Raw genomic sequence first — 23,762 nt, forward strand, 5'->3', positions numbered from 1 at the left:
TTTATTAGAAAGAGAGGGATAACGATGAAAAAATGGGTGTTGAAAATAGGTGTAGTAGCACTGGTGGGTTTATCTTGTGTATCCAAACAATCCAATATATATGCACAGTCTAGCGAAAAATTAGTAGAGTCAAATGTTTTATTGGGAAAAATACCAACGTCCAATGCAACTACGAAAATTGGTTCTGGTGATTCTACAACACCGCAAGTTCAGATTTTAAATCCAGAAGGAGCTACTGACGGGCAAATTAGTCAATCAGATGATGCGATGTCTACAAAAGTGATTGTAGGGAATGAAGTTGGTGGAGATGATAATGGATATAATCAATGGCAACATGTATATTTGCAATACGATTTAGAAAAAATAAGAGAGTTAAAACGATTAAAATTATATCGGAATAGTTATCCAAATGCTGTATCTACGTTTAAAGATGTGAAAATAGAAGTATCTCAAACTGCAGATTTTAAACAATCAACGACGGTATTTAACACAACAGATGTCATTGAAACGCCTGAAACAAAAGAAAAACCACAAATTGTAGATTTAGAAAATCCTATTCAAGCGAGATACATTCGTATTTGGGGGAAAGGGCATTATATTCAAAATACGAATAGCTCATGGAAAGGATACAGTAATGGCATATTGTTTTCAGAAATTGAAGCTATTGCGAATGTACCTGAATCTGAAGTGGTTGTGCCAAAAGAGTTAGAATTGCGTAATATAGCTCTTGGAAAACTTCCTTTTGTGAAAGGGTTAACACCCGTAGATATTGAAAAGATAAGTGATGGTAAACTGAATACAGGGTATGCTATTCATCAGACACCTGGAGAAAATCAACTTCAATTTGAATATAAGAATGTATATCAAATCAAAGAAGTTCATTTTAAATTAGAAGAGGGAACATATAAACATGTTAAAATAGAGGTAAGCTCTTCTCCAACATCACTTGGAACAACTATTTTTTCCAAACAGCAATTTACCCAAGGGAAAGATATAGAGAAAGTTATTTTAGATAAAGCGTTATCTGGGAAAATTGTGCGATTTACTGTTGAAAAAGATGCACAGTCACCTGTTAAATATAATGAAGTTGAAATTTTAGCATCAGGAAAGGATTTTGATGAAACAAGACCAGACTATATGATGCCAGAAACACCTTATAATAAACTAGTTTGGTCAGATGAATTTAACGAAGATACTATTGATGAAAGTAAGTGGCAAATTATTGATGGTATGGTAAATCATGCTGCTATTTATAATCGTAAAGCAGTTAGTATTGTGAAAGACGGAGATAATAGTTATTTAGCGGTTAACAGTCGTAATTATAATAGTACACAAGCGCTTATTGATGCAGTTGGTATTGATAGATATACAAAAGATAATATTCCAAGTAAAGTAACATGGTCGTCGGGTCGTCTTGAATCTAAAGATAAATTTTCGTTTCAATTTGGGCGTGTAGCTGTTAGAGCAAAAGTGAATGATTCAAAAGGGATTTGGCCAGCTATTTGGATGTTAGCACAAGATGAAACAGGACATGATGAAATTGATATTTTAGAGTATTTAGGTCAAGATTCATGGGATGCTTGGACAACCAATCATTATGGTATTTTAGCTAAAAATAAAGGTTCACACGGAGTACCGACAAAAAATTATGAAGCGTGGAGTCAAGCATTTCATGTATATGAAGTAGAATGGTCACCAACACATATTTCATGGTACATAGATGGTAAAAAAGTGTTTACATCTACTCAAGGACAAGAGTTAGATAGTATGCATCATCGTCCAATGTTTCCGATTTTAGAAACACAAGTTGGTGACGGTTGGGTTGGCGATGTCGATTATAGCAAACGTTTAACAAAACAAGACAGTAATTATTTGATTGACTGGATAAGAGTGTATCAAACAGAAGATGCACCGATAGCACGATTTGATAATCTTGATACACCAAATGAATCAACAGCATATCATATTCGTCCAATCGTTAAAACGGACGGTCTAACCTTTGTGTCACATGGTGAACAACAATATGAAAATAAAAATAATTTCTTCTATGGTGGACAACCACGATATGAAAATAGTCGATTGTATGTAAAAGAAGGATCAGAAAATCAATCGCTTATTTATAAAGTAAATGGTGTTAAAGATGTGCATTTAACGACTTATTATCAAACATTAAGTGATGTTTCTCAATATAATTCTAGAGCATGGGCAAATGAAGGTGCATCTATTCGATCAACTGTTGTTCAAAAAGATTCATTAGATTTTAAAATTGAAACATCATTAAATGGAAAAGATTGGACGCCGTATCAATCGTTACGTGTTGTTGATAATTTTGTAGATGCTTATCCAGCCTATGCACGAACAACATTTGATGCGTATGATTTGCCGAGTGGAACAAAATATGTAAAAGTTATTTTCCCGAATTACAAAGGTGCAATGTATACTTTGAGAAATGGATCTGTTCAATCGGTTAAACATACCGATATTCAATTAGCAAAAGTTACTTTTTTAACAGATAATATTATAGATAAGTCTGATTTAGAAGCATTGAAAAATAAAGTAGAGGCATTGGAAAAAGATTCGTACATAAGTGGAATGGAGAAACTAGAACAAGTTTTAAAACAAGCAAAAAATGTACTATCATTATCAACAGCTACTCAAGAAGATATAGATGATGTGACAAAGCAATTAGAAGAGGCACTTGGACAACTTATTGAAAAAAAAGTGTTTATGTCAATAGATAAAAAAGTAACGGTTACAACAGCTAAAACGGAAAAAACAGATGACCTCTCTTTTGTAGTGAAAGATGCGACAGAAGAATCAGAAAAACAATTTGATAAGCAAGTAGATATATACGATATGTATTTTGTATCAAATAAAACAAAAGAAAAAGTATCGTTTGAACAAGAAGCACATGTTAGTGTCATGAAAAAAGATGACCGTAAAGTAGAACAAGTCTATTTTTTAAATGGGGATAAAAAAGAACCAATACCTTTTACTGTTACAGATAAAGAAATCTTATTTACTGTTAAACATTTTAGTCATTATGCAGTGGTTTATAATGAAGGTAAAACGAAAAAACCATTTGCTATCAAACCAGAAATTACTAAGTCAAATACGGTGTCCATGAGTAGTTCTTTATTAAAAAATAAAGTTTCTGAAGAGAGAAAGTTACCGAAAACAAATGAAGAAAAATCTTATGTAGATGTACTCATCGGTAGTTTATTATTAGGATTAGGATGCTTTGTTTTTAAAGTAAAGGATAATAGAATTTAACATATATGTATATATAAAAAGGATTGATATGATAAAGTATCAATCCTTTTTATGATACTTTATGTTATAAAATTAAAATAGTTTGTTTTTATTTTATACAGGATTGATGAAAGAGTATGTTTTTAAAAGTATATGCCTTTCCCGATATCTCAAAAAGTGGTATGATAAAAAAGAGTATAAATTTTTAAGATAGAGGTAAAAAAATGACCGTAACTGTTCAAGAGCTAGTGAATACATTAAGATTGAAGGTACAGCATGGGGAGGCATTTTTAGAAAGACATATTTTTACTAGTGAATTATCTAGGCCGGGTGTTGAATTAACGGGATACTTTGAATATTATGATGAGCGGCGTATCCAAGTCCTAGGAATGACTGAAATATCGTTTATTCAAAAATTAGATAAACAAGAAGCACTTGATGTTATGAGAAAATTATGTGCGCATGAAACACCTGCATTTATTATTGCACGTAATTTAGAAGCACCGATGTGTTTAGTAGAAGCTGCTGAAAAGGCGTGTATTCCGATTTTACAAACATCAAGTAAGACAACGAGCGTCATTAGTAATTTAACCAATTATTTAGAAAGTAAATTAGCAGAGCGTGTTTCTATGCACGGTGTGTTTATTGATATATTTGGTGTTGGTGTATTGCTTACGGGAGATAGCGGTGTTGGAAAAAGCGAGACAGCTCTTGAGTTGTTACAACAAGGGCACCGTTTAGTTGCAGATGATAGAGTTGATTTTTATCAAGTGGATGAGTTAACGCTTATTGGAGAGTCTCCGAGTATTTTGAAAAATTTATTAGAAGTACGAGGTATTGGTATTATTGATGTGATGACATTATTTGGTGTCGGTTCTGTTCGTGATACGAAAAAATTAGATTTAATTGTTAGACTTGAAGTGTGGAATGAACATAAAACATTTGATCGATTAGGGAATGGGCAACAAAGAGTTCGTATTTTAGACGTAGATGTGCCACAAATTTCTATTCCAGTTAAAATGGGACGTAATTTAGCGAATATTGTTGAAGTAGCAACGATGAATTATCGTGCTAAAGGAATGGGATTTGATGCAACAGAAGTTTTTCAAAATAATTTAAATAAACTTATTCAAGAAAATACAAAAAATTAAGGAGATTATAATGACATCATTAGCTATAAATCCAGAAATTGTATCTTTTTTTGGTCTGTCTATTCGTTGGTATGCCGTCATTATGGTATCCGGTGCTTTTTTAGCAACTATTCTATCGAATAGAGAAGGACAACGAAAAGGACTTCCAAAAGATTTTTTTACAGATTTAGTGTACTATTTATTTCCAGTTGGAATTTTAGGGGCACGTATTTATTATGTCGTCTTTAAATTTGAAGATTATCAACATGATTTATTACGTATCTTTTATATATGGGAAGGTGGCCTAGCCATTTATGGAGGATTGCTTGCTGGTATTGTCTTTTTATATTGGTATGCTAAGAAATTTAATATACCAACTTTTATTTTGCTAGATATTATTACACCGGGCGTGTTATTGGCACAAGCGATAGGAAGGTGGGGTAACTTTGTCAATCAAGAAGCTTATGGTGCCCCAGTTACACGTGCTTATTTAGAGCAACTACATTTGCCTAACTTTATTATTGAGCAAATGAATGTGAATGGACAGTATTATCAACCAACTTTTTTATATGAATCTGTTTTAAGTGTGATTGGCTTTGTGTTGTTAATGGTGTTTCGCCGAAAACTAAAAGGATTAAAAATTGGAGATACGACACTGTTTTATGTTATTTGGTATGGTATAGAGCGTTTCTTTGTAGAGGGTATGCGTTCAGATAGTTTATGGTTAGGGCCATTAAGAGTATCTCAAGCATTATCACTTGTATTAGTGGTTTTATCCATCTGTATGTATGTATATCGTCATCGTAAAGATGTATCGCTCTATGAAATGTATCAGTATGAAAACCAGTTAGGAAGTGTGTAGATGAAACAAAAGATTGCTGTATTAGGTGCTGGTTCTTGGGGAACGGCATTGGCGACTTGTTTAGTCGAAAATGGGCATGATGTATGTTTGTGGGGAAACAATCAAGATGATATTGATTGTATCAATGAATACCATAAAAATGAAAGATATTTAAAAGATATTTTATTGCCTGAACAATTAAGAGCTACTATAAATTTGAATGAAGCACTTGAACAGGTGGATTGTATTTTATTTGTTGTGCCTACAAATGCTATTCGACAAGTAGCACAACAAGTGAATATGGCTATAACGTCTAAACCTTACATTGTACATGCAAGTAAAGGTTTGGAGCAAGGTAGCCATAAACGTATTTCGCAAATTTTATCAGAAACATTAGATAAAGATGTGTATAAGGATATTGTGGTGTTGTCTGGGCCAAGTCATGCAGAAGAAGTGGCTAGAAAAGATTTAACGACGATTACGGCTGCGTGTCAAAATAATCAATCGGCAAAATATGTACAATCATTGTTTATGAATAAGTATTTTAGAATTTACACAAATGAAGATGTTGTCGGTGTTGAATATGGAGCAGCTTTAAAAAATATTATTGCATTAGGTGCTGGTATTGTAGCTGGACTAGGATATGGTGACAATGCCAAAGCAGCACTTGTGACGAGAGGACTTGCTGAAATTACGAGATTTGGTATGTATTTTGGTGCAGAACCATTAACATTTATCGGATTAAGTGGTGTTGGTGATTTAATTGTGACATGTACGAGCGTGCATTCGAGAAATTGGCAATTAGGTTACCGATTAGGAAAAGGTCTTTCTTTACAAGAAGCAATGGAAGAAATTGATATGGCAGTTGAAGGTGTTTGGACAACGAAAGCAACTTATGAAATTGCACATCAAGAACAAATAGATATGCCGATTACAAAGGCAATTTATGAAGTGCTATACCATAATAAAAATGTGAAGCAAGCGATTGTTGAATTGATGGCACGAGATGGAAAAAGTGAAGAAATAAAGGAGATATCATGATGAAAAAAGTGAAAAAAGCGATTATTCCAGCCGCTGGATCAGGGACACGTTTATTACCGGCTACAAAAGCAATGGCAAAGGAAATGATGCCAATTGTTGATAAACCAACTATTCAACTGATTGTGGAAGAAGCTGTTGCATCTGGTATAGAAGATATTTTAATTATTACTGGTAAAGGTAAACGACCTATTGAAGATCATTTTGATGCAAATATTGAATTAGAAGCAACATTGCGTGAAAAAGGTAAATATGATTTGTTGAAACTAGTGGAATCAACATCAGGTGCTAATATTTATTTTGTACGTCAACCGTATCCAAAAGGATTGGGAGATGCTGTTTTACAAGCTAAAGCATTTGTTGGTGATGAACCTTTTGTTGTATTATTAGGTGACGATATTATGCATGATGAGGTACCATTAACAAAACAGTTGATTGATAGCTATGAAAAAACACATACAGCACAAATTGCTGTCATGGAAGTTGAACCGCACCAAACAGGTAGTTATGGCATCATTGATGTCGATTCTGAATTAGAAGAAGGTTTATACAATGTGAAACGCTTTGTAGAAAAACCAAAACCTGAAGAAGCTCCAAGTAATTTAGCGATTATTGGACGTTATTTATTAACGCCAGAAATTTTTGAAATTTTAGAAACATTGGAACCGGGTGTTGGAGGAGAAATTCAACTAACGGATGCGATTGACCGTTTAAATCGTACACATCGTGTTTTTGCAAAAGTATTCCGTGGGATTCGTTATGATACAGGGAATAAATTAGGCTTAATTACGACGAATATTCAATATGGTTTATCTCACCCAGAAGTCAAAGAAGGATTGAAAGAATATATCATTCAATTAGGTAAAATTTTAGAACAAGAAAAATAAGGAGTATATATGGATAAAATATTTGATGTCATTATTATTGGTGCGGGCCCTGGAGGGATGACGGCGGCATTATATGCTTCACGTGCCAATTTATCAGTGTTAATGTTAGAACGTGGTGTTCCAGGAGGAGAAATGCTGAATACATCAGAAATTGAAAATTACCCTGGATATGTGTCTATTTTAGGCCCAGATTTAGCAAATAAAATGTATGAAAGTGCGATGCACTTTGGTGCAGAATATGCTTATGGAGATGTGACAGACATTACACTCGAAGAGGATATAAAAGTCGTTCATGCAGGTAAAAAAACATACCGTGCTTATGCTATTATTATTGCGACAGGATCACATCATCGTTTATTAGGTGTTGATGGAGAAAGTCAATATAGCGGCCGAGGTGTTAGCTATTGTGCTGTTTGTGACGGTGCATTTTTCAAAGATAAAGAATTGATTGTTGTTGGTGGAGGAGATTCTGCTGTTGAAGAAGGTACATATTTGACGCAGTTTGCATCAAAAGTAAGTATTGTACATCGTCGTGATGCATTACGTGCACAAAAGATTTTACAAGATAGAGCTTTTAAAAATGATAAAATAACATTTATTTGGGATAGTGTTGTTGAAGAAATTTTAGGAGAAGATAATGCTGTTAGTGGTGTTCGTTTAAAAAATGTTAAAACGAATGAAGTTTCAACAGTATCTGCTGCAGGCGTATTTATTTATGTTGGATTGCTGCCAAATACAGAAGCATTTAAAAATTTAGGCATTACAGATGATGAAGGTTGGATTTTAACAAATGATCAAATGGAAACAGTCATTCCGGGTGTGTTTGCTATTGGAGATGTTCGACAAAAAACATTACGTCAAGTAGCAACAGCTGTTGGAGATGGTGCCCAAGCAGGTCAAGGTGTATATCATTTTATTGAAACACTAAAAGAAAAACAAGCACAATAAGGAGATAAAATGGGCAGACGAGAACAAAGATTACAAAGAGAACGACAAGAAAAACGTCAAAAAGGAGCACGTTCAAATAAATGGGTAACAGCACTAGCTATATTATTAGCAATCATAGGTATAGTGTTGATTTTCTCAAATCAAATTCGTAACATGATGTTAACACATCAGATTACACAACAAAAACCTGTCACGGTTAGTGAAATTGCTGAAAACAAAAAAGTAGAAGCGAATTTTGATTATGCAGATATTCATCCAATTAGTTTTGAAACAGTATTACAAGCAAGTTTAGCCAATGCTAAAGTACCGTCTATTGGTGAAATCGCTGTACCGTCCGTAGGTATTAAGTTGACGATTGCTAAAGGCGTGAGTGATTTGAATATGTTAGTTGGTGCTGGAACACTTCGTGCCGATCAAGAAATGGGAAAAGGGAATTATCCATTGGCTAGTCACTATACAACAGCCGGAGATGGTAAAATGTTGTTTACACCATTATTAAATATTCAAAATGGGGCAAAAGTTTACTTAACTGATTTAGAAAATGTTTATGAATATGAAGTATACTGGCATGAAACAGTTGCACCAGAGCGTGTGGAATTAGTGGATGATACACCAGATGAAGATATTGTGACGTTGATTACATGTGCTGATTTAGAAGGGCTACAACGCTATGTTGTGCGTGGACGTTTGAAGAATAAAACGAGTGTTAAAGATGCACCACAAGAAGCTAAAGATGCTTTTAATTTAGAAAGTAGAACATTCTAATAGGAGAACTATATGAAAACATTATTTTTAATTTATGGTGGGAAAAGTCAAGAACACGATATTTCTATTCTGACAGCATTTAATATCTTAAAAGCTATTTCTTATGATACTTATACAGTAAAACCAATTTATATTCAAAAAAATGGAGATTGGATTTTAGGGCAGACATTAACACAACCTGTTGAAAATGAAGCTGTTTTAACATGGGAAAAAGTAGGACAATCTGTTTTACCAACGGTTGTAAAAGAAGAAAATGCCGTTGTCTTTCCTGTGTTGCATGGGCCAAATGGAGAGGATGGTACTGTTCAAGGTTTATTTGAAATTCTTGATACTGCTTATGTTGGGACAGGTGTTTTAGCAAGTGCATGTGGTATGGATAAAATTATTTCAAAAAAATTATTTGCACAAGCTGGTTTACCACAATTACCTTATGTGACTATTTTGAAAAAGCAATGGTTATCTAGTGCTGAAACAGTCGTGACACTTTGCGAAAAAGAATTAACGTATCCAATGTTTGTAAAGCCAGCTAATTTAGGTTCAAGTGTAGGGATTTCAAAAGCAACGAATAAAGATGAGTTAATCAAAGCGATTGAATTAGCTTTATCCTTTGATAGACGTGTTGTCGTTGAAAAAGGTGTGATTGCTAGAGAATTGGAAGTTGCTGTCTTAGGACATGATGATATAAAAGCATCTGTTGTTGGTGAAGTAGTAAAAGTGGTTGATTTTTATGATTTTGAAGAAAAATATAAAAACAATCAAGCAACTTTACAAATTCCAGCACAAATTCCAGAAGATATTAGCGAAACATTACGACAATATGCTATTCAAGCTTTTGAAGCGATTGATGGCAGTGGTTTAACAAGATGTGACTTTTTCTTAACGGAAGATAATAAAATTTATATCAATGAAGTAAATACTTTGCCAGGATTTACACAATTTAGTATGTATCCTTTATTATGGGAAGCTACGGGTATCCCTTATGCTGATTTAGTGAATATGCTATTAGATTTAGCTGTTAAAAGATATGAAGAAAAAAGAGCATATCAAATGGTAGAATAATAAAATTCCACATCTAACGATGTGGAATTTTTATAATAATGAATTGAAAAGGAAAGTATCCACTGATATACTTAGTTTAATGTTAAATGAAATGAGTGAAGAATATGAGAGAAATGACGATTGTTGAAATCGTGAAAGCTGTAAGAGCCATTGATTATACATCAAGTAATCGTTTTGCACCTGTTACAAATGTACAATTTAATACATCACTTTGCACAACAGGGAGTTTATTTGTCCCTTTAAGAGGAAATAGTGATGGGCATGATTATGTTGAAAAAGCAATTGAACAAGGTGCGACTGTGACATTTTGGGACAGATCACAAGATGAAGCACCAGAGGGGATTGCGTGTATTTTTGTGGATGATACATTACAAGCATTTCATGATCTAGCAAGTTACTATTTGGAAACAACTCAGATGAAAGTAGTGGCCATTACAGGAAGTAATGGAAAAACAACAACAAAAGATATGGTTGCTGCTATTTTAGAAACGTCTTATTCTGTGTATAAAACACAAGGAAACTATAATAATGAAATAGGTGTACCAAAAACAATTTTAGATGCTCCTGAACAAACGGATATACTTGTTTTGGAAATGGGTATGGATGGATTTGGACAAATCGAGCAATTATCTACATTAGCAAAACCGATGATAGCTGTGATTACATTGATTGGCGATAGCCATTTAGAATTTTTAGGTTCTCGAGAAGGAATTGCTAAAGCCAAATTAGAAATGACAGCTGGTTTACGTGATAAAGGTATCCTTATTGTACCTGTTGATGAACCATTATTACAAAATAAGTATCCTTTTACACAAACATTTGGTGAACAAAAAGATGCTTTCTTATGTATTGAAAATATTTCAACTAATCAGTATGGAACGCACTTTACACTAAAAAATAGTGACCAATCTATCCAATTAAAGATTATTGGTAAATATAATGCAAAAAATGCTGCAGCTGCTATATTGGTAGGAAACTTTTTCCAAGTTCCTATGGAAACGCAAATTCAAGCATTAGCAACATTTACACTAACCGCTAATCGAACAGAATGGGTGGATGGGATTTATCATACAACATTATTAAATGACGCATATAATGCTAGCCCAACATCTATGAAAGCAATATTGAAAGATTTCCAAACCTTAAGCGTATCTGGAAGAAAAATTGCTGTGTTGGGAGATATGCGTGAATTAGGGCAAGAGAGTGATATCTTACATGCTAGTATCGCAAGTGTTATTGATGAACATCATTTAGATTGTTTATATTTATTTGGTGAACATATGCGAGCATTAAAAGAGGTGCTAAGCACTAAACAAATACCTGTGTTTTATGAAAAAGACAATCACGATACATTCATTCAATTATTGAAAAATACATTACAAGAGAAAGATACAATTTTAATAAAATCCAGTTTTGGCACGAATTTATTATCCGTCGTAGAAGCATTAAAAAATCCAAACAATTAAGGTGAATGGTTTGAAAAATATATGCTAAAACGTTATACTAAATGATGACTTTATATGAAAGGTAGAGGTGTAAAATATGAGAGTAAGACGAACAGAACGACTAATTGATATGACACAATATTTAATATCTAATCCGATAAAATTGATTCCACTATCTTTTTTTGCCAGTAAATATGACGCTGCAAAATCATCGATTAGTGAAGATTTATTCATTATTAAAGAAACCCTTGAAAAAAGAGGAACAGGGACTGTTGAAACGATTCCCGGAGCTGCGGGTGGAGCACGGTATATTCCGCTGATGTCCATTTATGACGCCAAACAAACATTATCTTTTTTACAATCTAAATTAGAAGATCCTGAGCGTGTACTTCCGGGAAATTATGTCTATATTTCAGATTTACTAAGTGATCCTAATTTATTATCACGTATTGGAAAACTTATTGCGACATTATACATGACAAAACGTATTGATGTTGTTATGACTGTTGCAACAAAGGGTGTTCCTCTTGCTCAAGCTGTTGCACACGAATTAGGTGTACCGTTTGTTATTGTAAGACGTGACTCAAAAGTAACAGAAGGGGCTACTGTGAGTGTGAATTATGCATCACCAACATCGACACGTGTGGAAAGAATGGAATTATCTAAACGTAGCTTAAAAGCAGGTGAACGTGTCTTAATTGTAGACGACTTCTTAAAAGGAGGCGGAACAGTGAATGGTATGTATAGTTTAGTTGAAGAGTTTGAAGCAAAAGTAGCAGGTATTGCTGTTTTGATTCAAGCAAAATTCCAAGGTAAACTAGAAGTACCGTCATTTACGTCTTTATTAAAAATTGACCAATTAGATTATCGTACAAAATTTATTAAAACAAGTTTAGGTAACTATATAGAAAAACGTACAAAATAAAACTATATGGAGAATAAGATGATACAAGAAGTGACATCCTTACAAAATGCACAAGTAAAATTGTGGAAAAAATTACTCACGGCAAAAGGTCGAAAAAAAGAACAACTATATGTCCTTGAGGGGTATCATTTAGTGTTGGATGCGTTAAATAGTCAACAAGTCTTATATTGTATGATGTCGAAAGAGGTCTATGAACGATTAACCATACAGATTGATGTTCCAATATATATTTTATCTGAGAGTATCTTGAAAGAAATTTCAGAAACAACAACGTCACAAGCTATTTTTTGTGTCGTTAAGATGTCTAAAAAAGTATTAGAAAAACCAAAAGGGAAGTATATCTTATTAGACAGTTTACAAGATCCTGGGAATGTTGGAACGATTATTCGGACAGCAGATGCTGCGGGCTTTCAAGGTGTTGTGATTGGGAAAAATTGTGTCGATATTTATAATGGAAAAACAGTACGTTCGATGCAAGGGAGTCAGTTCCATATTCCGATTTATCACATGGATTTATGTGAGTCTATTGCTTTATTCAAAAAAGAAAACATATCTGTTTTTGGTACAGAATTAAATCATAAAGCTATACATTTGCAAGATGTTCCATATAAAGAACATTGTGCAATTATTGTCGGAAATGAAGGAAATGGTATTCAAAAAGACATTTTAAACATGACAACACAAAATGTGTATATTCCTATTTTAGGACAAGCAGAATCATTAAATGTTGCCGTGGCTGCTGGGATTATGATGTATCATTTTGTAAAAAAATAGGAGGGTATTATGGTTGTTGATATTATTGCAGGAGCGTATGCTTTATTTATATTATTTGCGATTGCAACAAGTTGGAGAAGAATTCCGAAATCAGCTTTAACAAGTTTATTTTCAGGAGCTGTTTTATTAGCTTATTGTGTAGTGCTACATATCAATCAACAGTTAGTCAATCACACATTTGTCGTGATACTATCTGTGACATTATTGCAGTTAGCACCATTTGAGATTGCATTACGAAAAGGACGTATTAACTGGCTACATCATACGATACGCTTTGCATTACATGCGTATATCGTATGGGCGTTAGTACTTTAATGAGAAAGGATATTATACATGGCACACGTTTTATACTACAGTTCACTTTGTCCAGATACTCCACCATTTGTAGAAGCATTAAAAGAAAGAAATATTTCATACGAAGCGGTAGATATTACAGAAAGTATGAAAAACCTAAAACGTTTTTTACAGTTGCGTGATGAACGTGTTGAATTCAATGAACGAAAAAAATGGGGATTTGTTGGAGTTCCTGTGCTAGTCACTGAAAACAATCAATTTATATTTGATTTTAATGATATTTTAGGGACAACATGCACACCACCAGTTATTTAATGGATAAAAAAGTGAGTATATGGGTAGCGAATGGTATCTACTATTCGCTACCTTTTTCTGCACTTAAAATGGTATTGTGGCATTAAAATATATTGTCTTATCTGATGAAGACGTAAAAATATAGTCTTTTATCTGATTTTTTTATTTTAGTATGCTTTTATGAAAATAATTGATTAACTAAAGAAAATACTTGAAAAAGTTATCAGTATTTGATAATATATATCAGTACGTTTGTACAGAACGTAGGCGTGGGAGGGGAAATCTTTTAAACCCCATTAAACCACATCACGGACTTAATCAAGGAGGAATGTTTCGTGGCTAAAAAAGTTGTCAAAATTGTTAAATTGCAAATCCCTGCAGGAAAAGCAACACCAGCTCCACCAGTAGGGTCAACATTAGGTCAAGCACAAGTAAACATCATGGGATTCTGTAAAGAATTCAATGCACGTACAGCTGACCAAGCAGGTTTAATTATTCCTGTTGTTATTAGTGTTTATGAAGATCGTTCATTCGATTTCGTAACAAAAACACCACCAGCTGCAGTATTATTGAAAAAAGCAGCTAAAGTAGAAAAAGGTTCTGGAGAACCTAACAAGAAAAAAGTAGCGACAGTTACTCGTCAACAAGTTAAAGAAATCGCTGAATTAAAAGCACCAGATTTAAACGCAGCAAGCGTAGAAGCTGCTATGCGTATGGTTGAAGGTACAGCACGTTCAATGGGCTTCACCGTAGCTGACTAATCAGTCAAAACCGACACAGACAGCTTCTCATACTAGATTAAAACAAGGTCTTTAATCTGTGGGAGGTCAAACCGTTAAAACCACAATAGGAGGAAGAAAAATGGCAAAGAAAAGTAAAAAATTCCAAGCAGCTGCTGCGAAAATTGATGCAACAAAATCATATTCAGCAGAAGAAGCAGTTGCATTAGTAAAAGAAACAGACTATGCAAAATTTGACGCAACAGTTGAAGTTGCTTACCGTTTAGGTATTGATACAAGAAAAGCAGACCAACAATTACGTGGTGCTATCGTATTACCACATGGTACTGGTAAAACAGCTCGTGTATTAGTATTTGCTAAAGGCGAAAAAGCGAAAGAAGCAGAAGCAGCTGGAGCAGATTTTGTTGGTGAAGTTGACTTAATCGAAAAAGTTGCAGGTGGATGGTTCGACTTCGATGTTATCGTTGCAACACCTGACATGATGGGTCAAGTTGGTCGTTTAGGTCGTGTATTAGGACCTAAAGGCTTAATGCCAAACCCTAAAACTGGTACAGTAACAATGGATGTTACAAAAGCTGTTGAAGAAATCAAAGCTGGTAAAGTAACATACCGTGCTGATAAAGCAGGTAACTTACACGTAACAGTTGGTAAAGTATCATTCGATAACGAAAAATTATTAGAAAACTTAAAAGCAATCCATGAAACAGTTGTTCGTATCAAACCATCAACTGCTAAAGGACAATACATTAAAAATGTATCATTAACATCTACATTAGGACCTGGTGTTCGTGTAGATAGCAACACATTATAATAGAAGATATAAGACCAGTAGATTTCTCTACTGGTCTTATTGATTATTTATGAAAAAAGGTTCTTCGTTAAATTGTGTTCGCAGAAGTAATCTACCAATATTGATTTAATGAAGAGTAAAAAAGCTTGAAATCAACATATTTAAGATGTTGATTTTAAGCTTTTTATTGATATAATTCTATTTTACTGTTCGCTTTTAATAGCGAGTGCAATACCAATACCACCACCAACACAAAGTGTTGCCAATCCGTATGTTCCTTTTGTTTCTTTTAGTTGATGTAAAAGAGAAACAACAATTCTCGCTCCGGAAGCACCGATTGGGTGTCCTAAAGCAATAGCTCCACCAGACATATTAACTTTTTCTTGATTTAATCCAAGTTCATGTATCACGGCAAGACTTTGAGCGGCAAATGCTTCATTCAGTTCAATACAATCAAAATCCTCGAGAGTGAGGCTAGTTTTTTGACATAGTGTATGAACAGCATTAACGGGAGCCATTCCCATATAGTCTGGGTCATTTCCAATTTCAGAATAACCGAGTATACTTGCTAGTATAGGTAAGTTGTGTTGTTGTGCATAATCACGTGTTGTTAAGAGTAATGCTGCTGCACCATCATTTAATGGAGAAGCATTTCCTGCTGTTACCGATCCGTTTTTATCAAAGACGGGAGGGAGTTTCCCTAGAGAATTTAATGAGATATTTAAACGAATACTTTCATCTTGAGTTAGTTCATCAATAGCACATAATGACTCGTGTTGAATATGTTGAATGGCTTTTTGATGTGAGTAGAATGCAAAATTATCTTGTTCTTCACGTGTAATGTGGTATTTTTTAGCAATATTTTCAGCGGTAATACCCATGTGTTGCTGACTAAAAGCATCTGTCAATCCGTCGACTAAAATACTGTCGAATAATGATTGATGTCCATATTTAGCACCTGTTCGTTCATTGATTGCGTAGTGTGGAGCATTTGACATGCTCTCTGTACCACCGGCTAATATCATGTTTGCATCACCTAAAGCTAAAGATTGATAAGCTAACATAATCGCTTTTAAGCCTGAGCCACAAACTTCATTAACCGTCACGGCAGGAGTTTGTTGGTTTAATCCACTTTTTAAAGCAATTTGACGAGCAGGATTTTGTCCATTATTCGCTTGTAGAACATTGCCAAAAATAGCGTAATCAACAGAATCTTTATTTATTTTTGTTTTTTCAAGTAATGTAGTGGATACTATTGTACCTAGTTCAACAGCAGAATATTGACGTAATCCTCCTAAAAATTTACCGATAGGTGTCCGTAATGCACCAACAATGACAATATCTTTCATAATTATTCATCCTTTTTAAAATCTCTTGTTTACCATAACATATTCTAATTTTGTGGTATAGAGTTTTAAAGAATTTTTAAATTTTCCAAAATGGATATGACGCTAAAGATACTTTTATTTCTTTTGTTTTAGTAGCACTTACTTCACCGTCTATTTGCATCGTAGCATGTTTAGGTAGATGCAATGTTGCAGAAATATCATGATGATTGAAAAGAACTTTATCATTTAAATGTTTTTGTTGAAATAGTTTTGGTATAAAGCGGATAATATCTTTAAAACCGACATCGTGTAAGACAACAATGCTGAATTGATTGTCCATTAAAGATAAACTAGGCTCCATATAGATACCACCACCAAAATAAGGATTATTCATCACACAAACAAGGAAAGCGTGATTGAATGTTTTGGTAATGCCTGACGACGTTTCAATGGTGCATGTAAATGTTTTAAAGCGAAATAATGCTCTTAAAACATTGATAAAATAAACTGCAAAACCAAGTCCGATTTTATTTAATTTTTCTTTAAGCAAAGATTGTTCAGTCATAGCAACCACTTGTGCATCAAATCCGACACCAAAGCTATTGATAGCAATACCGTTTTCTGTTTGTAAGATAGGGACTTGTATCGTTTCTTTGGCGTATAATAATTTTTTCAAGTGGGAAATAGGGGACTTGGTGCTAGGGAAATATCTCGAAAAATCATTTCCCGTACCGGCAGGTATAAAACCAACGGGTATATGTAAGTTCATGCTGACAAGTGTTTCGATGACTTCGTGTAATGTGCCGTCGCCACCAATGACTAAAAATAAAATATTTTCTTGTTGACAATATTCTTTGGCGATGCGTCTTGTTAAGGAATAAGCATGTTCTTTATAGGCTGTTTTAAACAGAATATAAGGGATATGAACACGAGATAAATATGCTGTGACCTCGTTTGATAGGTGAAGTCCTTTTCCACCACCTGATTGTTCATTCACTAGAATATAGACTTTATCTTTTGACATAGTTGTTCTCACTTCCATAGAATATGTTTATTTTACGATATTTTTTTTAAAAATGCTAGAAAACTTGAGGAAGTGACAAAAATGTGACAAAATAAGAAAGACAAATAAAAAGGAGGCAAAATATGTTTACACCAGCACAAATGATGACAGCCTTTAGTTTGCTGAAAAGTCCTACATCTATATCGCAATATGTGACAGATGCAAAAGAAAAAGGGTATACAACACTTGTATTAAGTGAATGGCAAACTTTATCCAGTGCTGTATCATTTTTTAATGAGTGTCAAAAACAACATGTCAAACCAATTATCGGACTAACATTTCCAATAGATCAAATGATTCTTGTAGCTATTTCGATGAATGAAAAAGGATATTTAGAGCTCGTTGATTTATCAAGTCAACTATTGCTAGAACAATTTTCTGTAAAGCAATTATCAAATTATCAGCATATTACGTTTTTAACAACACAAAATATCACAAGAGAACAGCTGACATATCTATGTGAGTATATTGATAAAAAATTTTTACGTATTAGTGTATATGCTGATGACACTAAACACATATCTCTTGCACGTGAGTATCAAATTGATACGATTGCCAATCGTGTTGTGAAATATTTGAACCCGACAGATTATTTAACACTTAAAGTATTACAATCTATTGAAGATAATACAACTATTGAGGAAACAATGACAGGGCAAACGGGAGCAGATTATTTACCTTATGCACAACAATTTAAAGAAAACTTTCGAGAGTATTCTGATATTTTGTATCAAACAGAACAATTTTATGAGAGTATTGATACGCATATTCCTTTACATCAATCACTACTTCCAAAATTTAGTACGCATGCTTATGATGAATTAAGACAGATTGCTTATGCTGGATTAGAAAAAAGAGGACTACAGTTACCTGTTTATCAAGAACGTTTGGAAAAAGAATTATCAATTATCAATCAAATGGGATTTTCAGATTATTTTTTAATTGTTTGGGATTTGATGACGTATGCACATCAAGAGGGGATTATGACAGGAGCAGGGCGTGGCTCATCTGCTGCTTCATTAGTGTCTTATTGTTTAAATATTACACAAGTAGATCCTATTCAAAATCAGTTACTATTCGAGCGTTTTTTAAATCCAGAAAGATATACTATGCCCGATATTGATTTAGATTTTCCAGATAATAGACGTCAAGATATGTTACAATATGTTGCGAAAAAATATGGAGCAGATAAAGTGGCACAAATTGCAACTTTTGGAACCTTTGCAGCGAAACAAGCTTTGCGTGATGTTTCTAGAGTATTAGGATGTACACAAGTAGAATTGAAAAAATGGTCATCTAGTGTGCCAAATAGTTTGAAAATAACACTGAAACAAGCGTATGAACAATCTGTTTCTTTGCAAAAACTCGTCGAAAAATCTGAGAAAAACAAACTGATTTTTGATTTAGCTTGTAAAATTGAAGGATTGCCTCGTCATGTATCCACACATGCTGCAGGTGTAGTTATTAGTGACAGACCTTTAACAACCATTATTCCAATTCAACAATCAGAGCCATTGCATTTAACGCAGTTTGCTATGCAAGATGTGGAACAAGTTGGATTGTTAAAAATGGATTTTTTAGGATTGAAAAATTTATCTATTTTAGCAGATGCTCAAAATGCAATACAAAAAATAAATCCACAATTTAATGTATGGCATATTGATTTCCAAGATGAAAAAACATTAGATATTTTTAGGAAAGCAGATACGGAAGGTATTTTTCAGTTTGAATCACCGGGTATCAAACGTGTCTTGCAATTTGTTTCTCCAAATTCACTTGAAGAAGTAGCTGCTGTCAATGCATTGTATCGTCCGGGGCCAATGCAGCAAATTCCTCATTTTGCCGATAGAAAGCATCAAAAAGAATTGGTCGTCTATCCTCATGATGACTTAAAAGATATTTTAGAAGAAACGTATGGTATTATTGTATATCAGGAACAAGTCATGCAAATTGCAAATAAAATGGCAGGATTTTCATTAGGGCAAGCTGATTTGTTAAGACGTGCTATTGGAAAAATGAAAAAAGATGTTCTACTTGCTGAAAAAGAGCATTTTATTACGGGGGCTATTCAAAACGGTTATTCAAAAGAGATTGCCACAACTGTTTATGAATATATTGAAAAATTTGCCAATTATGGTTTTCCAAAATCACATGCCTTTGCCTATTCGGTATTAGCTTATCAGTTAGCCTATATGAAAGCCCATTATCCACATGCTTTTTATTTAGCATTATTATTGCATGTTAATGCTAAAAGTGAGCGATTTACAAGTTATTTAATGGAAGCCAAACAACATGGGGTGACATTTTTATTGCCTCATATCAATAAAAGTCATATAGAGCATACAGTTCAAGGTGAGGGAACGATTTTATTTGGGCTATCGGCTATTCAAGGTATTTATAAAGATTTACGGTATGCGATTGTGAAAGAACGTTTTGCTCATGGCATATATCAATCTTTTGAAGACTTTGTGTCGCGTATGGATAAACGTTATTGTAAAAAGGATATTTTGGAAACATTGATTTTTTCTGGGGCTTTTGATTGTTTTGGTAAAACAAGAGCAACTCTTGTATCAAGTATTGATGCTGTTTTAGATAATACGTCTTTATTTTTAGGTATCTTACCGTTGAAAGAAGAAAGGCTTGAAGAATATGATGAGGATACCATTCGAGAAAAAGAAAAAGAAATTTTAGGTTATGCCTTTTCAAATGATGCACTTGATGCCTTCATGCCATATTATCAAACAGGACAATTACAAAAAACAGCAGATATAGTATCTCATCAGCAGGTTATATTATTAGGTTATTTAAGAAAAATCAAAAAAATTACAACTAAAAATAATAAACGGATGGCGTTTGCTGTTTTAGAAGATGCCTTTGGAAAAGTAAATATGACCATATTTCCAACAGTGTATGTTGCGAATATGTCACATATAGAAGAAAATGAATTGATTGTTGTACATGGTAAAATTGAGTGGACAGAAAGAGAAGAACTTACATGTATCGTGCAACGTTTTGAGACAGTAGATGCTTTTTTACAAAAAGAGAATCAATGCTTTTTAAAAATAGAAGATAGTACAATGTTGAAAGATATTCAAGCATTATTATTGAAACATCCTGGGCATACACAAGTTGTCGTTTATTTTAGTCAGTCAGATGTTTATAAAAAAATGCCTGAAAAGTACAACGTTTATTTTCAAGACGCTTTCAAAAAAGAGGTTGAAGATTTATTAGGTAGTGGAAATGTGGTCTTGAGAAAAAATAAAAAATAAATAAAAAAATCAAATAATACAAGACATTTAAAAAAAAAAATGATATGATGTGACAGAAAAGAAGTTGTGAAAATTGAATGAAAACAACAATAAAATTTTTGAGGTGATAAAGCAATGAAGCGTATTGCGGTTTTGACAAGTGGTGGAGATGCTCCTGGTATGAACGCAGCTGTTCGTGCAGTAGTACGTAAAGCCTTGTATGAAGGTATGGAAGTCTATGGTATCAATTATGGCTATGCTGGTTTGGTAGCAGGCGATATTCGTCAAATGAGTGTGAGCGATGTTAGCGATACAATTAGTAGAGGTGGTACACTATTATACTCTGCTCGTTATCCAGAATTTGCCAATGTTGAAGGTCAATTAAAAGGTATTGAGCAATTAAAAAAATATGGTATTGAAGGTTTAGTAGTTATTGGAGGAGATGGTTCTTATAGAGGAGCACTTGCTTTGACAAAACATGGTTTCCCAGCCGTAGGTATTCCAGGAACCATTGATAATGATATTCCTGGTACAGACTACACCATTGGATTTGATACAGCCGTTAATACAGCACTAGATGCTTTAGACCGCATTCGTGATACAGCAACAAGTCATGTACGTACGTTTATCGTTGAAGTAATGGGGCGTAATGCAGGAGATATTGCTTTATGGGCAGGTGTAGGTAGCGGTGCAGAGCAAATCATTATTCCAGAAGTGGATACAGAGATGGAAGATATTGTCGCTAAATTAAAAGAAGGACGCCAAAAAGGTAAAAAGCATACATTGATTGTTCTAGCAGAAGGTGTAATGGGTGGAAATGAATTTGCTCAAAAACTGAAAGAGTATGGCGAACAGCATACGCGTGTTTCTGTTTTAGGACATATTCAACGTGGAGGTTCTCCAACAGCTCGTGACCGTGTTCTAGCAAGTTTATTTGGATCGAAAGCCGTGGACTTATTACTTGCGGGCATTGGTGGCGTATGTGTAGGTATCCGTGATGATAAAGTCATTTATACAGATATTATTGAAACACTTGAACATGGTAAACATATACCAAACTTAGATTTGTATCGCTTAAATAAAGAAATTTCAGGATAGAGGAGATTGAATATGAAAAAAACAAAAATCGTTTGTACGTTAGGTCCGTCAAGCCAAACTGTTGAACAATTAGTGAAAATGATTGATGCTGGTATGAACGTGGCACGCTTTAACTTTTCACATGGTTCTCATGAAGAACATTTAGCACGTTTTAATGCGTTAAAAGAAGCAAGAAAAATAGCAGGTAAACCATGTGCTATTTTATTAGATACAAAGGGACCAGAAATTCGTACACATGATATGAAAGACGGAGCGATTGCTTTAGAAACAGGTATGATTGTCCGTGTAAGTATGGAACAAGTGGAAGGAACAGTAGAACGTTTCTCTGTTAGTTATCCAGAATTGATTAATGATGTGACTGTTGGTAGCCGTATTTTAGTAGACGACGGATTAGTGTCATTAAGAGTGACAGAGATTGATGCATTTAATAAAGATATTGTGACAATCGTTGAAAATTCAGGTGTTATTAAAAATAAAAAAGGTGTCAATATACCAAATGTAAGTGTGAATTTACCAGGTATTACACAAAAAGATGCTGACGATATTCGTTTTGGTATTAAAAATGGTATTGACTATATTGCAGCAAGTTTTGTTCGTCGTGCCAGCGATGTATTAGAAATTATCAAGATTTTAGAAGAAGAAAATGCGACACATATTCAAATTATTCCAAAAATCGAAAACCAAGAAGGTGTCGATAATATTGATGAAATTTTAGCTGTATCACACGGATTGATGGTTGCTCGTGGTGATTTAGGTGTTGAAATTCCAACAGAAGATGTACCAATCGTGCAAAAAGCTTTGATTAAAAAATGTAATATGGTTGGAAAACCAGTTATTACAGCAACACAAATGTTAGATTCAATGCAACGCAACCCACGTCCAACACGTGCAGAAGCAGGAGATGTTGCAAATGCAATTTTTGACGGAACAGATGCTGTGATGTTATCTGGTGAATCAGCAGCCGGAGATTATCCATTAGAAGCTGTTCAAACAATGGCAAATATTTGTGTTCGTACAGAGCAGGCATTAGAAAATCAAGATGTATTTAAATTGAAACAATTTAAACAAGATATTACAGAAGCTATTGGACGTTCAGTAGGTCATAATGCACGTAGCTTAGGTATTGAAACAATTGTTGCAGCAACAAGTTCAGGTCATACAGCACGTATGATTTCAAAATATCGTCCAAAATCAAATATTATTGCACTGACTTTCTCAGAAAGAGCACAATTAGGTTTATCACTTGTATGGGGAGTTCAAGCTGTATACGTTGAAAAACCATCTTCAACAGATGCTATTTTTACAGAAGCAGACAAAGTGGTGAAAGAGTTAGGATTTGCTAAATCTGGAGATGTGATTATTGTAACAGCAGGTTTACCAGTTGGTGAAGCCGGTACAACAAACATGATGAAACTACAAGAAGTACAATAAAAGCAATAGAAAGGTAGTAAATAGCGTTTGCTATTTACTACCTCAGACTGTTGACAAATTAAAATGTCGACAGTCTTTTTTCGTATCAGACGTTAAGTTGTACGGCTTACCATGATGTACACGATACATCGCTCGTTCTCTACTACGTGCGAGAACGAAGCCATTCGTACCACAATGTCTGATACGATAATAACGCTTAAACGTGGTATAATAGAGATAAGAAAAAGGAGGAAAAAATCTATGTTTTATAAAGAAACTCACCCAAATGATGAAATCATATTAAATACATTGTCCGAATTAGTACCAAAAGACCATTTACTACGTAAAATTGATAAATCAATTGATTTCAACTTTATTTATGAGATTACTTCTCCCTATTATAGTCATACCAACGGTCGCAATAGTTTAGACC

19 protein-coding genes and 1 pseudogene are annotated in these 23,762 nt (G+C 34.0%); 18 read left to right on the plus strand and 2 right to left on the minus strand.

The window, feature by feature from the left end:
• The first annotated feature begins 24 nt into the window (after positions 1-24).
• The 15 genes from GMA11_RS04075 (at position 25) to rplA (ending at position 15,203) form a co-directional block, all read left to right on the plus strand.
• Entirely contained in the window at positions 25-3,273 is a 3,249-nt protein-coding gene (locus tag GMA11_RS04075) for a family 16 glycosylhydrolase (protein WP_163545946.1), read from the plus strand.
• A 203-nt stretch (positions 3,274-3,476) separates the two neighbouring features.
• Positions 3,477-4,403, plus strand: coding sequence for an HPr(Ser) kinase/phosphatase (gene hprK, locus GMA11_RS04080; protein ID WP_163545947.1), 927 nt, complete (start codon positions 3,477-3,479; stop codon positions 4,401-4,403).
• Between the two features lie 10 nt (positions 4,404-4,413).
• Positions 4,414-5,244 (plus strand): prolipoprotein diacylglyceryl transferase, encoded by an 831-nt coding sequence (gene lgt / locus GMA11_RS04085; RefSeq protein WP_163545948.1) that lies wholly within the window; start codon positions 4,414-4,416, stop codon positions 5,242-5,244.
• The gene (locus GMA11_RS04090; RefSeq protein WP_163545949.1) at positions 5,245-6,264 is read left to right on the plus strand and encodes an NAD(P)H-dependent glycerol-3-phosphate dehydrogenase; all 1,020 of its coding nucleotides are present in this window, start codon (positions 5,245-5,247) and stop codon (positions 6,262-6,264) included.
• The gene (galU, locus tag GMA11_RS04095) at positions 6,264-7,148 is read left to right on the plus strand and encodes a UTP--glucose-1-phosphate uridylyltransferase GalU (protein WP_163545964.1); all 885 of its coding nucleotides are present in this window, start codon (positions 6,264-6,266) and stop codon (positions 7,146-7,148) included. Before GMA11_RS04090 ends, galU begins: the two co-directional genes overlap by 1 nt.
• Before the next feature lie 9 nt (positions 7,149-7,157).
• Complete coding sequence (gene trxB / locus GMA11_RS04100; protein ID WP_163545950.1) at positions 7,158-8,096, plus strand: thioredoxin-disulfide reductase; 939 nt, start codon at positions 7,158-7,160, stop codon at positions 8,094-8,096.
• 9 nt (positions 8,097-8,105) lie between these two features.
• Entirely contained in the window at positions 8,106-8,861 is a 756-nt protein-coding gene (locus GMA11_RS04105; protein WP_163545951.1) for a class A sortase, read from the plus strand.
• Between the two features lie 12 nt (positions 8,862-8,873).
• Positions 8,874-9,920 carry a D-alanine--D-alanine ligase gene (locus GMA11_RS04110; RefSeq protein ID WP_163545952.1) on the plus strand — a complete coding sequence of 349 codons (1,047 nt, stop codon included), beginning with the start codon at positions 8,874-8,876 and terminating at the stop codon, positions 9,918-9,920.
• Positions 9,921-10,024: 104 nt separating this feature from the next.
• On the plus strand, positions 10,025-11,386 hold the full coding sequence (gene murF, locus GMA11_RS04115) for a UDP-N-acetylmuramoyl-tripeptide--D-alanyl-D-alanine ligase (protein ID WP_163545953.1): 1,362 nt from the start codon (positions 10,025-10,027) through the stop codon (positions 11,384-11,386).
• 76 nt (positions 11,387-11,462) lie between these two features.
• On the plus strand, positions 11,463-12,290 hold the full coding sequence (purR, locus tag GMA11_RS04120; protein ID WP_163545954.1) for a pur operon repressor: 828 nt from the start codon (positions 11,463-11,465) through the stop codon (positions 12,288-12,290).
• Between the two features lie 18 nt (positions 12,291-12,308).
• On the plus strand, positions 12,309-13,064 hold the full coding sequence (locus GMA11_RS04125; protein ID WP_205422885.1) for an RNA methyltransferase: 756 nt from the start codon (positions 12,309-12,311) through the stop codon (positions 13,062-13,064).
• Positions 13,065-13,073: 9 nt separating this feature from the next.
• The gene (locus GMA11_RS04130; protein ID WP_163545955.1) at positions 13,074-13,379 is read left to right on the plus strand and encodes a hypothetical protein; all 306 of its coding nucleotides are present in this window, start codon (positions 13,074-13,076) and stop codon (positions 13,377-13,379) included.
• An 18-nt stretch (positions 13,380-13,397) separates the two neighbouring features.
• On the plus strand, positions 13,398-13,673 hold the full coding sequence (locus GMA11_RS04135) for a glutaredoxin (protein ID WP_163545956.1): 276 nt from the start codon (positions 13,398-13,400) through the stop codon (positions 13,671-13,673).
• A 314-nt stretch (positions 13,674-13,987) separates the two neighbouring features.
• Complete coding sequence (gene rplK / locus GMA11_RS04140) at positions 13,988-14,413, plus strand: 50S ribosomal protein L11 (protein WP_163545957.1); 426 nt, start codon at positions 13,988-13,990, stop codon at positions 14,411-14,413.
• Between the two features lie 100 nt (positions 14,414-14,513).
• Positions 14,514-15,203: a 50S ribosomal protein L1 gene (gene rplA / locus GMA11_RS04145; protein ID WP_163545958.1), complete on the plus strand. Its 690-nt coding sequence runs from the start codon at positions 14,514-14,516 to the stop codon at positions 15,201-15,203.
• Positions 15,204-15,385: 182 nt separating this feature from the next.
• Here the strand turns inward: rplA and GMA11_RS04150 are convergent, their stop codons facing one another.
• Both GMA11_RS04150 and GMA11_RS04155 read right to left on the minus strand, forming a co-directional pair.
• Positions 15,386-16,531 (minus strand): acetyl-CoA C-acetyltransferase, encoded by a 1,146-nt coding sequence (locus tag GMA11_RS04150; RefSeq protein ID WP_163545959.1) that lies wholly within the window; start codon positions 16,529-16,531, stop codon positions 15,386-15,388.
• Positions 16,532-16,607: 76 nt separating this feature from the next.
• Complete coding sequence (locus GMA11_RS04155) at positions 16,608-17,552, minus strand: diacylglycerol kinase family protein (RefSeq protein ID WP_163545960.1); 945 nt, start codon at positions 17,550-17,552, stop codon at positions 16,608-16,610.
• A gap of 104 nt (positions 17,553-17,656) precedes the next feature.
• On the opposite strand from GMA11_RS04155, the gene GMA11_RS04160 reads away from it, so the two are divergent.
• From GMA11_RS04160 to pyk, 3 genes and pseudogenes are all read left to right on the plus strand, one after another.
• Positions 17,657-20,842 carry a DNA polymerase III subunit alpha gene (locus GMA11_RS04160; RefSeq protein ID WP_163545961.1) on the plus strand — a complete coding sequence of 1,062 codons (3,186 nt, stop codon included), beginning with the start codon at positions 17,657-17,659 and terminating at the stop codon, positions 20,840-20,842.
• 114 nt (positions 20,843-20,956) lie between these two features.
• Positions 20,957-21,919, plus strand: coding sequence for a 6-phosphofructokinase (gene pfkA / locus GMA11_RS04165; protein WP_163545962.1), 963 nt, complete (start codon positions 20,957-20,959; stop codon positions 21,917-21,919).
• A gap of 12 nt (positions 21,920-21,931) precedes the next feature.
• Positions 21,932-23,344 (plus strand): annotated as a pseudogene (gene pyk, locus GMA11_RS04170) (pyruvate kinase); the annotation flags it as partial.
• Positions 23,345-23,762 lie beyond the last annotated feature (418 nt).

The organism is Granulicatella sp. zg-ZJ (assembly GCF_010892355.1).
Lineage (GTDB): Bacteria > Bacillota > Bacilli > Lactobacillales > Aerococcaceae > WM01.